This window comes from Streptacidiphilus sp. MAP12-16, from assembly GCF_041262165.1.
Classification (GTDB): Bacteria; Actinomycetota; Actinomycetes; order Streptomycetales; family Streptomycetaceae; genus Streptacidiphilus.
The window spans coordinates 153,724-166,824 of sequence record NZ_JBGCBY010000006.1 but is presented as its reverse complement, the minus strand read 5'-3'; the positions used below and the strand labels follow the sequence as shown (position 1 = coordinate 166,824).

At 72.3% G+C, this 13,101-nt stretch carries 13 protein-coding genes; 2 read left to right on the top strand and 11 right to left on the bottom strand.

Annotated features, from left to right (window positions below; translation table 11 throughout):
• Positions 1-29: 29 nt before the first annotated feature.
• The 4 genes from rpe to def form a co-directional block, all read right to left on the bottom strand.
• Positions 30-716, bottom strand: a complete 687-nt coding sequence (gene rpe / locus ABIA33_RS09845) for a ribulose-phosphate 3-epimerase (protein WP_370079354.1) — start codon at positions 714-716, stop codon at positions 30-32.
• Between the two features lie 51 nt (positions 717-767).
• A complete protein-coding gene (locus ABIA33_RS09840; RefSeq protein ID WP_370079352.1) occupies positions 768-2,333 on the bottom strand; it encodes an RsmB/NOP family class I SAM-dependent RNA methyltransferase in 1,566 nt (521 codons plus the stop codon).
• A 129-nt stretch (positions 2,334-2,462) separates the two neighbouring features.
• Complete coding sequence (gene fmt / locus ABIA33_RS09835; protein ID WP_370079350.1) at positions 2,463-3,392, bottom strand: methionyl-tRNA formyltransferase; 930 nt, start codon at positions 3,390-3,392, stop codon at positions 2,463-2,465.
• Between the two features lie 111 nt (positions 3,393-3,503).
• Positions 3,504-4,049 (bottom strand): peptide deformylase, encoded by a 546-nt coding sequence (gene def / locus ABIA33_RS09830; protein WP_370079348.1) that lies wholly within the window; start codon positions 4,047-4,049, stop codon positions 3,504-3,506.
• A gap of 212 nt (positions 4,050-4,261) precedes the next feature.
• On the opposite strand from def, the gene ABIA33_RS09825 reads away from it, so the two are divergent.
• A complete protein-coding gene (locus ABIA33_RS09825) occupies positions 4,262-4,819 on the top strand; it encodes a hypothetical protein (protein WP_370079792.1) in 558 nt (185 codons plus the stop codon).
• A gap of 321 nt (positions 4,820-5,140) precedes the next feature.
• Here the strand turns inward: ABIA33_RS09825 and ABIA33_RS09820 are convergent, their stop codons facing one another.
• Positions 5,141-7,264, bottom strand: coding sequence for a primosomal protein N' (locus ABIA33_RS09820; RefSeq protein ID WP_370079346.1), 2,124 nt, complete (start codon positions 7,262-7,264; stop codon positions 5,141-5,143).
• Positions 7,265-7,335: 71 nt separating this feature from the next.
• Here ABIA33_RS09820 and ABIA33_RS09815 point away from each other — a divergent pair, with 71 nt between their 5' ends.
• The gene (locus ABIA33_RS09815) at positions 7,336-7,704 is read left to right on the top strand and encodes a YbjQ family protein (RefSeq protein ID WP_370079344.1); all 369 of its coding nucleotides are present in this window, start codon (positions 7,336-7,338) and stop codon (positions 7,702-7,704) included.
• 107 nt (positions 7,705-7,811) lie between these two features.
• Here the strand turns inward: ABIA33_RS09815 and metK are convergent, their stop codons facing one another.
• From metK to pyrF, 6 genes are all read right to left on the bottom strand, one after another.
• Positions 7,812-9,020, bottom strand: coding sequence for a methionine adenosyltransferase (gene metK / locus ABIA33_RS09810; protein ID WP_370079342.1), 1,209 nt, complete (start codon positions 9,018-9,020; stop codon positions 7,812-7,814).
• 250 nt (positions 9,021-9,270) lie between these two features.
• Complete coding sequence (coaBC, locus tag ABIA33_RS09805) at positions 9,271-10,470, bottom strand: bifunctional phosphopantothenoylcysteine decarboxylase/phosphopantothenate--cysteine ligase CoaBC (protein WP_370079340.1); 1,200 nt, start codon at positions 10,468-10,470, stop codon at positions 9,271-9,273.
• 112 nt (positions 10,471-10,582) lie between these two features.
• Positions 10,583-10,849, bottom strand: a complete 267-nt coding sequence (rpoZ, locus tag ABIA33_RS09800; protein WP_030248832.1) for a DNA-directed RNA polymerase subunit omega — start codon at positions 10,847-10,849, stop codon at positions 10,583-10,585.
• A gap of 43 nt (positions 10,850-10,892) precedes the next feature.
• Positions 10,893-11,450, bottom strand: a complete 558-nt coding sequence (gmk, locus tag ABIA33_RS09795; protein WP_370079338.1) for a guanylate kinase — start codon at positions 11,448-11,450, stop codon at positions 10,893-10,895.
• A gap of 60 nt (positions 11,451-11,510) precedes the next feature.
• Entirely contained in the window at positions 11,511-11,834 is a 324-nt protein-coding gene (gene mihF / locus ABIA33_RS09790) for an integration host factor, actinobacterial type (protein ID WP_370079336.1), read from the bottom strand.
• Between the two features lie 367 nt (positions 11,835-12,201).
• Positions 12,202-13,032, bottom strand: coding sequence for an orotidine-5'-phosphate decarboxylase (pyrF, locus tag ABIA33_RS09785; RefSeq protein WP_370079334.1), 831 nt, complete (start codon positions 13,030-13,032; stop codon positions 12,202-12,204).
• Between the last annotated feature and the right edge of the window lie 69 nt (positions 13,033-13,101).

Here is a 13,101-nt window from a genome sequence, read left to right as displayed (position 1 = left end):
GTTTCCCACAAGCCCCGTTGCGGAGAATGTCAGTGCCGGCAGGCCCAGGAGGCGTTCGCGGTGGCCGCTTCGGCGAGCGCGCGCAGGCCGCGCACCGCCTCGGCCGGGTCGTCCGCCCCGTACACCGCCGAGCCCGCGACGAAGACGTCCGCGCCGGCGTCGGCGCAGCGCTCGATGGTCTCGGCGGAGACCCCGCCGTCGATCTGCAGCCACAGCTGGAGGCCGTGCCGTTCGATGAGCTGCCGGGTGCGGCGGATCTTGGGCAGCATGATGTCCAGGAACGGCTGGCCGCCGAAGCCCGGTTCCACGGTCATGATCAGCAGCATGTCCAGCTCGGGCAGCAGGTCCTCGTACGGCTCGATCGGCGTCGCCGGCTTCAGCGCCATCGACGCCCGAGCGCCGAGCGAGCGCAGCTCGCGGGCGAGCCGGATCGGCGCTGCGGCGGCCTCCACGTGGAAGGTCACCGAACCGGCCCCGGCCTCGGCGAACTGCGGCGCCCAGCGGTCCGGGTCGTCGATCATCAGGTGGCAGTCCAGCGGGATGTCCGTGGCCTTGCGCAGCGACTCCACCACGGGCAGGCCCAGGGTGAGGTTGGGCACGAAGTGGTTGTCCATCACGTCCACATGGAGCCAGTCGGCGCCGCGTACGGCCTCGGCCTCCTCGGCGAGGCGGGCGAAGTCTGCGGAGAGGATGCTGGGACTGATCTGAGGACTCATGGGGACAGTATCCCGTGCCCGGCATGGCCCTTTCGGCTCAGCCCTTCTGGCTCAGCCCTGTCGGCTCAGCCCTGTCGGCTCAGCCCTTTCGGCGCAGCCCTTTCGGCGCAGCAGCGCGAGGTACATCGCGTCGGTGCCGTGCAGGTGCGGCCACAGCTGGACGTCGGGGCCCTCGCCCAGGCCGGGGACGCCGGGCAGCAGCGGCCTGGCGTCGATCCACTCCAGGTCGTCGCGCCCGCGCAGCACGTCCTGGACGACGGCGCGGGTCTCCGCGAGGTGCGGGGAACAGGTCGCGTAGCCGACGACGCCGCCGGGGCGAGCCGCGTCGGCTGCCGAGTTCAGCAGGCCGCGCTGGAGCGGGCCGAAGTTCGCCACGTCCTCGGGGCGGCGGCGCCAGCGGGCCTCGGGGCGGCGGCGCAGCGCGCCGAGGCCGCTGCAGGGAACGTCGACCAGGACCCGGTCGAAGCTGGCGGGCCGCCAGGCGGGGCGCAGCCCGTCAGCGGTGATCACGGTGTAGGGGCCGGGGTTGCCGTCCAGGGCGCGGGCGACGAGTGCGGCGCGGTGCGGCTGCGACTCGGAGGCGACCAGGGTCGCGCCGCGCTGCGAGGCCAGGCCCGCCAGCAGCGCGGCTTTGCCGCCGGGGCCCGCGCAGCCGTCCAGCCACAGGCCGTCGCGCCCGGCCAGCGGTGCGGCGGCCAGGGCGGACGCGACGAGCTGGCTGCCCTCGTCCTGGACCCCGGCGCGGTTCTCCCTGACGGCGTCGACGCCGGCCGGGTCGCCGCCCTCGGCCAGTTGCACGGCGTACGGCGACCAGCGTCCGGGAGCCGTGGACTCCTCGGGCAGCGAGTCGCGCAGCTCCTGGGCGGTGGAGCGGCCGGGGCGGGCGACCAGGGTGACGGCGGGCCGCTCGTTGTCTGCGGCGAGGAGCTCGGAGACGGCGGCCCGGCCGCAGTGCTCCGGCTGCCAGACGCCGAGGGAGTCCCAGAGCGCGGCGACCACCCAGCGCGGGTGCGAGTGCAGGACCGCCAGGTGGTCCTCGGGGTCGGCCTCGTAGGGCGGGGCGACCTGCTGCAGCCAGGTGTCGAGGTCCTGGGTGCTGATCCTGCGCATGACGGCGTTGACGAACTTGGCGCGGCCGTCGCCCAGCACCACACGGGCCAGCTCCACGGTGGCGGAGACGGCCGCATGCGCGGGAATGCGGGTGCCCAGGAGCTGGTGCGCGCCGAGCGAGAGGATGTCGAGCACCGGCGGGTCGACCTTGCTCAGCGGGCGGTCGATGCAGGCGCCGATGATCGCGTCGTAGCTGCCGCGCATCCGCAGCGTGCCGTAGACCAGCTCGGTGGCGAAGGCTGCGTCGCGGCGCTCGAATCCCTCGCGCTGCTCGGCCTTGCGGAGCAGCGAGGGCAGGATCAGGTTGGCGTAGGCGTCGCGCTCGTCCACGGCACGGAGCGCCTCGAAGGCGACCATGCGGGCCGGGTCCTTCTTCGGCCTGCGGTGCGGGCGCGGTGCCTTGCCGCCCTGCGCCGGCCTGCCCTTGGGCGAGCCGGAAGCGGGCGTGCCGGATGCGCCGGACGGGTTCGGCGTGCGGGAAGCGCCGGGGGTGCGCTGAGTGCTCATGGGGGCCTCACGGAAAGGTGCTGACGTTGGTTATCTGGAGCGGGAGCCTGCCCCGCTCAGCTGGACCCGATCCTCCCCCGTCCGGCCGAACGGGACAAACCGGATGCTCGACGGGCCGCGCTCGCGGGCCTACCCGCCGAGCCTCTCGCCCGGCTCCAGGCGCGAGCCGCGTGCCCAGTCGCCTGCCGCCATGCGCTTCTTGCCCTGCGGCTGCACCTCGCCCAGCTCGATCTCGTGGCTGCCCGTACCGACCCGCACGGTGTTCTTCGCCACCGCGATCTCCCCCGGACCCAGCTCCGAGCGACCGGCCGCGAGCCGGACCGGGCCCAGCTTGAGCCGCTCGCCCCGGAACAGCGTCCACGCGCCCGGGGCAGGGGAGCAGCCACGCACAACCCGGTCCACCCGCAGTGCGGGCGCGTTCCAGTCGACGCGGGCGTCCTCGACGCTGATCTTCGGGGCGACGCTGATGCCGTCGCCCGGCTGGGTGCGCGGCTCCAGGTCGCCGGTCTCGATGCCGTCCATCGTCGCCACGAGCAGCCGCGCGCCCGACCGCGACAGGCGCTCAAGCAGGTCGCCGCTGGTGTCGTCGAAGCGCACCGGCTCGGTGACGGTTCCGTAGACCGGCCCCGAGTCGAGACCCTCCTCGATCAGGAACGTCGATGCGCCGGTGACCTCGTCCCCGGCCATCACCGCGTGCTGCACCGGAGCCGCGCCGCGCCAGGCGGGCAGCAGCGAGAAGTGCAGGTTCACCCAGCCGTGGCGGGGGATGTCCAGGGCCGCCTTGGGGAGCAGCGCGCCGTACGCCACGACCGGGCAGCAGTCCGGTGCGATCTCGGCGAGCCGCTCCAGGAACTCGGGCTCGCGCGGACGGCGGGGCCTGAGCACCTCGATTCCGGCTTGCTCGGCCAGTTGAGCCACGGGGCTGGCGACCAGTTTCCGGCCGCGACCGGCCGGGGCGTCGGGGCGGGTGACGACGGCGGCGACCTCGTGCCTGGACGCGATCAGCGCCTCCAGGGCGGGCAGGGCGACCTCGGGGGTTCCGGCGAAGACGAGCTTCATACGGGGGTGGTGCCTCTCGGAGCGGCGGGCGACGGACGAAGTCTTGCGGGCGGGTGCGGCCGGGGTCCGGCGGGGGCCGCGTCCAGTGGGGGCTGCCGGATGCTGCGCGGGCTAGAGCGCGCGGCCGAAGGTGCTGTGCGGGGAGACCTTGACCTGCGGCGTCGAGTCCCCCGCCCACTCCGCCTCACGGATCGCCCGAAGCGCGGCCTTGCGCTGCTCGCGGTCGAGCCGGTCGATGAAGATGATGCCGTCCAGATGGTCGGTCTCGTGCTGGACGCAGCGGGCGAGCAACTGGGTTCCCTCCACCGTGACCGGGTCGCCGTACTCGTTGAAACCCTTGGCGACGACGCCGTAGGCGCGGACGCAGTCGAAGGTGAGCCCCGGCAGGGACAGGCAGCCCTCCGGGCCGTCCTGCTCGTCCTCGCTGAGATCCAGCTGAGGGTTGATCAGATGCCCGGTCACACCGTCGACGTGGTAGGTGAACACGCGCAGCGAGACGCCGAGCTGAGGGGCCGCCAGGCCGGAACCGGGGGCGTCCATCATCGTCTCGGTGAGGTCCCTGACGAGGATGCGCAACTCCTTGTCGAACGTGGTCACCGGCTGCGCTGCCAGCCGGAGCACCGGATCGCCGAAGATGCGGATGGGCTGAATCGCCACGGAACAGGCTCCCGTCGGTCAGGCTGGGGGCGTGCAGATGTACCTCGTGCACAGACGCACCAGTGTACTGAGGGCACCGGCACCGCATGTCCGCGCCCGCGAGCCGTACGAATGACTCCGCACGCCCCCTCCGTGACCCCGTGGGCACATCAGCCGTTGGTCAGGGAAGTCAAGGAAGATTGACCGCCGGTTCCGAGAGGGTCTCCTACATCATGGCCGAACACGCCACCCACGACGCCCGCGCCAGGGCCAGCCTGCACCTGCTGGTACGGGACATCGAGCGGGTGCGCCGCCAGGTGGACGCGCTGCGCACCCTCACCGCACAGCTCGGCAACGTCTACCGTCCGCGTCGCCCGACCACGGCGGCCGGGTTCGTCGTCTACGGCCGCGCCCCCGCCCCCACCGTGCGCCTCGCTCAGGAACTGCGGGACAGCGTGGAGGGCCTGGTCGCCGCTGCGGTCGAGTTCGACCGCTCGCTGGGCTTCTCCTGGGACGCCGTGGGCTCCGCACTGGGCGTCACCAAGCAGGCCGTACACCGCAGATACGGCGCCCGCCGCTCCGCCGACGGCGTCGGCCCAGGACTGCCCGAGCAGTCGAGCGGGCAGCGGACAGCGGTGGAGGCCCTGGCGGAGGTCCTGGCGGCGCAGCCGAGCGCGCCGGCGGCCGGCGTGCCGATCCCCGGCGGCCTGTCCCGGGCCGCCATCCCCTCGGCCCGGCGCGACCCCGCGCTGCAGACCGAGGACGCTCCCGTGCTGACCCCGAACAGCTGACGACGAACAGCTGACGCCGAACAGCTGACGACCTGGGGCGCGACAGGGCTCGGGTCAGCGCACGCCGTCGCCGTGACACGGTGCGGCTCCGCCGCGTGGCCTTCGATGGCAGGGCGCCGGGACGTCCTCGTAGCGCAGCTACGTGGGCCCGCGGCGCCAGCCGCTCATGTCAGGGTCGGCAACGCGGCAAGCGGAAGTGCCGGACGGTGGGCGCCCGAGCCCCATCGCTCCGCAGGCCGTGAGCGGCCACGCTCATCCCGCGCGGTCCGACAGCCCGGCAGCCCGGCAGCCCGGCAGCCCGGCAGCCCGGCAGCCCGAGCCTCAGCCGATGTCCGGCGGGTCGATCCTGACCCGCACCGGCTCGGTCTGCTTCCTGGCCAACCGCGCCACCTGAGCCGCCTTCAGGGCGGTGGCGAGCGCCGCTCCGCGCCCGGGCGCGACCCGCAGCAGCACCCGGTCCTGACGTTCGCGCCCAGGTCCGTCGCCTCCGCGGGCGCCGCCGAGGACCGCCACCGGGCCGAGCACGTCCGCGCCCTCGGGCAGCCGCAGCAGGCCGAGCAGGTCGGCGACCGCCGCCGGGCTGCCGGTCACCGACGCCATCCGGGAGACCGGCGGGAAGCCCAGCTCGGCGCGCTCGGCCAGCTCCGCTGCGGCGAAGCCCGCCGGATCCCAGCGCACCAGCGCCTGCACCGGACGCAGCGTCGCCTCGGCCACCACCACCACCGAGCCGCCCTGCCGCTGTGACCGGACCAGCGCCGCAGCGCCGAGCCAGCGCCGCAGCGCCTCCTCCCCCGCCCGCAGGTCGGGGCGGCCCAGCAAGGCCCAGCCGTCCAACAGCAGCGCCGCCGCATAACCGCCCTCGGCCACCGGCTCCGCCCCCGGCGTGGAGACGACCAGCGCGGGAGCGTCCGGCACCGACACAAGCACGCCGTCCCGGCCCGAGGTGCGCACCGGCACCGAGGGAAAGGCCCGCCCCAGCTCGTCGGCCGTGCGCCGGGCACCCACGACCTGGGCGCGCAGCCGCACCCCGCCGCACTCCTGGCAGCGCCAGTCGGCTTCGGGACGCCCGCACCAGGTGCAGTTCAGCAGCCCGTCGGCGTCCCTGGCCTCCAGCGGCCCGGCGCAGTGCACGCAGCGCGCCTGCTCCCGGCAGCGGGCACAGGCCAGCCTGGGCACGTAGCCGCGCCGCGGCACCTGCACCAGCACCGGACCACGCGTCAGCGCCTCGCGCGCCGTGCGCCACGCCAGCGTCGGCAGCCGGGCCGCGTGCGCGGCGGCGTCGGCTGCCTGGTCGTGGTCACCCACCGTACGGATCAGCGGAGCGGCCGTCCGCACCTGCTCGCGCTCCCCCGCGAGCGGACGCGCCCATCCCGTGCGCAGCAGCTGCGCCGCCTCCACCGTCACCGCGAAACCGCCGATCAGCACGGCCGCGCCTGCCTCGGCGGCACGCAGCAGCAACACGTCGCGCGTGTGCGGCTGGGGGGCGCGCGGCTCGCTGTGGGTGCTGTCGCCGTCGTCCCAGACCGCGACCAGACCCAGCTCCGCCACCGGCGCGAACATCGCCGCACGTGTCCCCACCACCGCTCGGGCCGAGCCGCGGCTCGCTGCCAGCCAGCGTCGGTAGCGCTCCTCCGGACCCAGATCAGCGGTCAAAGCGACATGGTGCCCCGAACCCAGCAGGTCCAGCAGGGCCGCGTCCAGCCCGGCGACGGCCCGGCCGTCCGGAAGCAGCACCAGCGCCCCCCGACCGGAGGCCAGGGTCGCCGCCACTGCCCGGGCGAGCTCAGACGCCCACTCGCCGCCGGGCAGCGCCGACCAGACCGCGCGCGGCGACTCCCCCGCCGCCAGCGCGGTGAGGAACGCCGGCCCCTGCGCGTAGCGCAGCCAGGAACCCGCCTCCGGCGGCTGCGGCGACGGCGGTGGCTCCGGCGAGGGATCCGCCTCGGCCCGGTTGTGCTTCGGCGGGATCGCCAACTGCAGGACGTCCGCGAGGGTCCCCGCGTAGCGGTCGGCGACGGCGCGGCACAGCCGCAGCAGCTCCGGCGACAGCACCGGCTCCGGCGACAGCACCTGACTCAGCGGGGCCAGCGGACCGGCGTAGTCGCTGGCCGCCAGCCGCTCCACGACATAGCCGTCGATCAGGGTGCCGCCCTCGCGCCGCCCCTGGCCCTGCACCACCCGCCCGCCGAAGCGCACCCGGACCCGGACACCCGGTTGGGCCACCTCGTCGAGACGAACCGGCACGGAGTAGTCGAAGAACTGGTCGAGGTGCGACAGGCCCTTGTCGACGACGATGCGGGCGACCGGAAGCCGCACCGCGGCCGACGACCCGGGCCTGGACCTGGACTTCTTCAGCTCCGCGCGGATCAACTCCAACTGCTCCCCCGCGCCGCCGGCGGCTGGCGGTGCCGAAGCCGGGTCTGGGGTGCTGGCGGAGCCGTTCATGGCCCCAGTCCTACCAGAAAGGACCGACAGCTCCGCTGCTGAGACCGCCGCCGGCAGGCAGAATGCGAGCCATGACGAACCTTGACGAGCACGGCGGCGGCCAGCACACTCCCGACGTCATGGTGGTGACCACCAACGACGTACCGGGCCACCAGGTGGAGCAGGTCATCGGAGAGGTGTTTGGGCTGACCGTGCGCTCCCGCAACATCGGCAGCCAGCTCGGTGCGAGCTTCAAGTCACTCGCCGGGGGCGAGCTGCGCGGGCTGACCAAGACCCTGGTCGAGAGCCGCAACCAGGCCATGGACCGGCTCGTCGAGCAGGCCCGCGCCCGGGGTGCGAACGCCGTCCTCGCCATGCGCTTCGACGTCACCGAGGCCGGCGGCAACGGTACCGAGATCTGCGCGTACGGCACCGCCGCCGTGATCCGTCCGACCAGCTGACAGCAGGACACGGCAAGCAGCGGGCCCGCCCGGATCACTCCGGACGGGCCCGCTCGATGACGCCCTGCGGCGCGGTGCTGCTCAGGCCTGAGGACAGGCCACGCGGATCAAGCCTCGACGGCGCGCTTGAGTGCCTCGGCGCGGTCGGTGCGCTCCCAGGTGAAGTCCGGCAGCTCGCGGCCGAAGTGGCCGTACGCCGCGGTCTGGGAGTAGATGGGACGCAGCAGGTCCAGGTCGCGGATGATCGCGGCCGGGCGCAGGTCGAAGACCTGGGTGACGGCGTCCTGGATCTTGTCGACCGGCACGGTCTCGGTGCCGAAGGTCTCGACGAAGAGGCCGACCGGCTCGGCCTTGCCGATGGCGTAGGCGACCTGGACCTCGGCGCGGCGGGCGAGCCCGGCGGCGACGATGTTCTTGGCGACCCAGCGCATCGCGTACGCGGCGGAGCGGTCGACCTTGGACGGGTCCTTGCCCGAGAAGGCGCCGCCACCGTGACGGGCCATGCCACCGTAGGTGTCGATGATGATCTTGCGGCCGGTCAGGCCGGCGTCGCCCATCGGGCCGCCGATCTCGAAGCGGCCGGTCGGGTTGACCAGCAGCCGGTAGCCGTCGGTGACCAGGTCGATGCCCTCGTCGGCCAGCGCCTTGAGCTCCGGCTCGACGACGAACTCGCGGATGTCGGGAGCGAGCAGCGAGTCCAGGTCGATGTCGGACGCGTGCTGCGAGGAGACCACGACGGTGTCCAGGCGCACGGGCTTGTCGCCGTCGTACTCGATGGTGACCTGGGTCTTGCCGTCGGGACGCAGGTAGGGGATGGTCCCGTTCTTGCGCACGTCGGACAGTCGCTTCGCGAGGCGGTGCGCCAGCGTGATCGGGAGCGGCATCAGCTCGGGCGTGTCGTCACAGGCGTAGCCGAACATCAGGCCCTGGTCGCCGGCGCCCTGCCGGTCGAGCTCGTCCTCGTCGCCCTCGACGCGGTTCTCGTACGCCGCGTCGACACCCTGGGCGATGTCGGGGGACTGTGCGCCGATGGACACCGAGACGCCGCAGGAGGCGCCGTCGAAGCCCTTCTTGGACGAGTCGTAGCCGATCTCCAGGATCTTGTCCCGGACGAGAGCGGCGATCGGCGCGTACGCCTTGGTGGTGACCTCACCGGCGACGTGCACCTGGCCGGTCGTGATCAACGTCTCCACGGCGACCCGAGAGGTGGGGTCGTCCTTGAGGAGTGCGTCCAGGATGGTGTCGCTGATCTGGTCAGCGATCTTGTCGGGGTGACCCTCGGTCACGGACTCCGAGGTGAAGAGGCGGCGAGACACAGCGCTCCCTGGGTTGCAGCGGCTGCTGACTGAACCGTGCAGCACCCAGGAAAGGTGCCGACGGTCCGGAAAGACTTATGGAGGACTACTGCGGGGAGTGTAACCAAAGGAAGCCGCGGGTGAATCACCCGGTCTCACCTTGTGGATCTCCCGCTGGTCACCGTGTCGCGGATCGCCCCGATCTGCAACTGTTCCGCACCCTTCTCGGTGACCGTCTTTCGGCGGCCTGCTCCGCCGCAGGGCGGCCGGGTCAGGCCAGCCGCGCGGCGACCCGGTCCCAGAGCAGGTCGGCCAGCGCCGCCTTGGGACCGAACGGCACCGGCGTCTCCGAGCCGTCGTCGGCCAGGATCACGGCCTCGTTGTCGGCGCTGCCGAAGGCCCGGCCACCGCCGACCTCGTTCACCACGAGCAGGTCGCAGCCTTTTCGGGCGAGCTTGGCACGCCCATTGACCAGGGCGTTGTCGGTTTCCGCGGCGAAGCCGACGATCACCTGGCCCGGCACCGGCCGGCCCCTGGAGATCTCAGCGAGGATGTCGGCGTTCCGCACCAAGGCCACCGGCGCGGGCTCGGCGCCCTCGACCTTCTTGATCTTCACGGCTGCGTACTCGGCCGGCCGGAAGTCCGCCACCGCGGCAGCCATCACCACGGCGTCCGCGTCCGCCGCCGCGGCCAGCACCGCCTCCCGCATCTCCGCCGCCGTACCCACCCGGACCAGGTCGACCCCGGCCGGGTCGGGCAGCTCGGTGTGGGCGGCGACCAGCGTCACCCGGGCCCCGCGCGCGGCGGCGACCGAGGCCAGCGCGTAGCCCTGGCGCCCGGACGAGAGGTTGCCCAGGAAGCGCACCGGGTCCAGCGGCTCCCTGGTTCCCCCAGCGGAGACCACCACATGACGGCCCGCCAGATCGGTGTGCCCTGCGTCCGCGCCCCGGGTCAGCACCCGCTGGCACAGCTCGAAGATCGCCTCGGGGTCGGGGAAGCGGCCCTTGCCGGTGTCCACCCCGGTCAGCCGGCCCACGGCGGGCTCGATCACGATCGCGCCCCTCCGGCGGAGCGTGGCGACGTTCTCGCGGGTCGCCGGGTGCTCCCACATCTCGGTGTGCATCGCCGGGGCGAAGACCACCGGACAACGGGCCGTGAGGAGGGTGTTGGTGAGCAGGTCGTCGGCGAGGCCGTGCGCAGCCTTGGCCAGCAGGTCCGCCGTCGCCGGGGCGATCACCAGCAGGTCGGCGTGCTGGCCGATACGGACGTGCGGCACCTCGTGGACGCTCTCCCAGACCTCTGTGGAGACCGGATTGCCGGAGAGCGCCGACCAGGTGGCCTCGCCGACGAAGTGCAGCGCCGAGGCGGTCGGCACCACCCGCACGTCATGGCCCGACTCGGAGAAGCGCCGCAGCAGCTCGCACGCCTTGTAGGCGGCGATGCCACCGCTGACGCCCAGGACGACGTTCATGCCGACTCCCACTCCGTGCCTCGTACCCTGCTCGTACGAACGCCGCGGCCCGTAGGTGTCTACGGACCGCGGCGTCGTTGAAATCCTGTTCTTGCTGCTCTTGCTGGACGCGCTACTGGGCGTCGATCGCCTCGGCGGTGAGCATACCGGCGTTGATCTCGCGCAGCGCGATCGAGAGCGGCTTCTCGTGGACGTGGGTGTCGACCAGCGGGCCGACGTACTCCAGCAGGCCCTCGCCGAGCTGCGAGTAGTAGGCGTTGATCTGGCGCGCGCGCTTCGCCGCGTAGATCACCAGGCTGTACTTGGAGTCGGTGGCCTCGAGCAGCTCATCGATCGGCGGGTTGATGATGCCTTCGGGCGCTGTCATCGAAGAGGACACGTGAACCTTCCGGATGGTGACTGGGACAACAGCCTGAAAAAGATCAGACTACGTTGAGCAAGGCTAGCAGTTCCGCCGCTACACCCTCGACCGAGGTGTTGACCAGAGTCACGTCGAATTCACTTTCGGCGGCCAGTTCGACCGTCGCGGCGCGGAGCCGCTCGTCGATGACCTCCTGTGGTTCGGTTCCACGACCCGTCAGGCGGCGGACCAGCTCGTCCCAGGAGGGCGGGGCCAGAAAGACCAGCAGGGCGTCCGCCATCGACTCGCGGACCTGGCGAGCGCCCTGGAGGTCGATCTCCAGCAGCACCGGCACCCCGGCCTCCAGCTTGTCCAGGACGGCCTTGCGCGGCGTGCCGTAGTGGTTCCCGGCGAAGACGGCCCACTCCAGCAGCTCGCCGTTGGCGACCATCTTGGCGAACTGGTCCTCGTCGACGAAGTGGTAGTGGACCCCGTCCCGCTCACCCGGCCGCGGCTTGCGGGTGGTGGCGGAGACCGAGAGCCAGACCTCGGGATGTCGCTTGCGCAGATGAGCGACGACCGTGCTCTTGCCGACACCGGAGGGGCCGGAGAGCACGGTCAGCCGCGGACGTTCACTCATGTACCGATTATCCAGGAACCGGGAGGGTTCTCGAACCACCGGCACACGACCGGTACCGGATCAGGCTCCGGTGCTGCCGAACTCACGTTCCAGGGAGGCGATCTGGTTCGTGCCGAGACCACGGACGCGGCGGGACTCGCTGATCCCGAGGCGCTCCATGATCTGCTTGGCACGGACCTTGCCGACGCCCGGGAGCGACTCGAGCAGGGCCGAGACCTTCATCTTGCCGATGACGTCGTTCTCCTGGCCAGCCTTGATGACCTCGTGCAGGCTCGCACCGGAGTGCTTCAGCCTGTTCTTGATCTCGGCGCGCTCCCGGCGAGCCTCAGCTGCCTTGGCGAGCGCAGCGGTGCGCTGCTCAGGGGTAAGGGGCGGAAGTGCCACGCCGTTCACCTCAGTGATTCGAACGAATAGGACCGTGCTGTTGTGGACCGTCGAGGAACCTAGCGGCTCTGACCTGCGAGAGCAACGAGGAACACGCTCCTCAGTGGACCTATCGCCGGACACTACCCCTCCAGACGGGCCGCGTCATGAAAAACAGCAGAAAAGTCCTGGTCAGACTCTGCCGACCAGGACTTTTCCGGGCATAACCCCCGCCTTCGGCAGGCGGATCGCAGACGCACACCACAGCGGTTGAGGCCGTTCGACTCACCCCCGCCTCAGCGGTGAGCATGATCCGACCGAATCCGCTGCTCAGGCCCTCACAGGGCGTTCACCAAACCATCACACCAACGGGCGATGCCTCGCACGTTCATCCGATCGCCGCGCGCACCTCGTCCACGAAGCGGGCGGACGCCTCGCGCAGCGCGTCGACCGACGGCCCCTGCTTGAGAACGTCGCGCGACACGCTGGGTACCACGTTTGCGGCGGCCGCGCCGAAGAGGATCGGGATGTCCGCGGGTGTGGCGCCCTGGGCGCCGATGCCGGGGGCGAGCAGCGGGCCGTTGATGTCCAGGTCCGCGTCGATGTTCTTCAGCGTCGCGCCGACCACCGCGCCGAAGCTGCCCAGCGGGTACGCGTCCGCGTTCTCGGCGGCGAGCTGGCGCAGGACGGACTGGGCGACGGTCGTGCCGTCCTCGCCGATCGCGTGCTGGACCTCGTGGCCCTCCGGGTTCGACGTCAGCGCGAGCGCGAAGACCCCCGAGCCGCTGGCGCGCGCCGCGTCGAAGGCGGGGCGCAGCGAGCCGAAGCCGAGGTAGGGGGAGACAGTGACAGCATCCGAGAACAGCGGGCTGGTCGGTGAGAGGAAGGCATCGGCGTAGGCGGCCATGGTGCTGCCGATGTCGCCGCGCTTGGCGTCCATGAGCACCAGCGCGCCCGCCGAGCGGGCGTCCGCGACGGCCTGTTCGAGAACTGCGACGCCCTTGCTGCCGAAGCGCTCGAAGAAGGCGCTCTGCGGCTTCAGCACGGCCACCCGGTCGGCCAGCGCCTCGACCACCGTCCGGGTGAACCGCTCCAGGCCCGCGACGTCGTCGCCGAGACCCCAAGCCTGCAGCAGCGAGCCGTGGGGGTCGATGCCGACGCAGAGCGGGCCACGGGTGTCCATGGCTTCGCGCAGCCGGGTGCCGAAGGGCGCGGTCATCTGTGGGGTCTCCTTGGTGGTGGCGATTCAGTGGTGGCGATTCAGGTGGGCGAATCAGTGGTGGGCGAA

Coding starts and splice junctions, on each gene's coding strand:
- rpe (WP_370079354.1), bottom strand. CDS start 716: ATGAGTCCTCAGATCAGTCCCAGCATCCTCTCCGCAGACTTCGCCCGC.
- ABIA33_RS09840 (WP_370079352.1), bottom strand. CDS start 2,333: ATGAGCACTCAGCGCACCCCCGGCGCTTCCCGCACGCCGAACCCGTCC.
- fmt (WP_370079350.1), bottom strand. CDS start 3,392: ATGAAGCTCGTCTTCGCCGGAACCCCCGAGGTCGCCCTGCCCGCCCTG.
- ABIA33_RS09825 (WP_370079792.1), top strand. CDS start 4,262: ATGGCCGAACACGCCACCCACGACGCCCGCGCCAGGGCCAGCCTGCAC.
- ABIA33_RS09820 (WP_370079346.1), bottom strand. CDS start 7,264: ATGAACGGCTCCGCCAGCACCCCAGACCCGGCTTCGGCACCGCCAGCC.
- ABIA33_RS09815 (WP_370079344.1), top strand. CDS start 7,336: ATGACGAACCTTGACGAGCACGGCGGCGGCCAGCACACTCCCGACGTC.
- coaBC (WP_370079340.1), bottom strand. CDS start 10,470: ATGAACGTCGTCCTGGGCGTCAGCGGTGGCATCGCCGCCTACAAGGCG.
- gmk (WP_370079338.1), bottom strand. CDS start 11,450: ATGAGTGAACGTCCGCGGCTGACCGTGCTCTCCGGCCCCTCCGGTGTC.
- pyrF (WP_370079334.1), bottom strand. CDS start 13,032: ATGACCGCGCCCTTCGGCACCCGGCTGCGCGAAGCCATGGACACCCGT.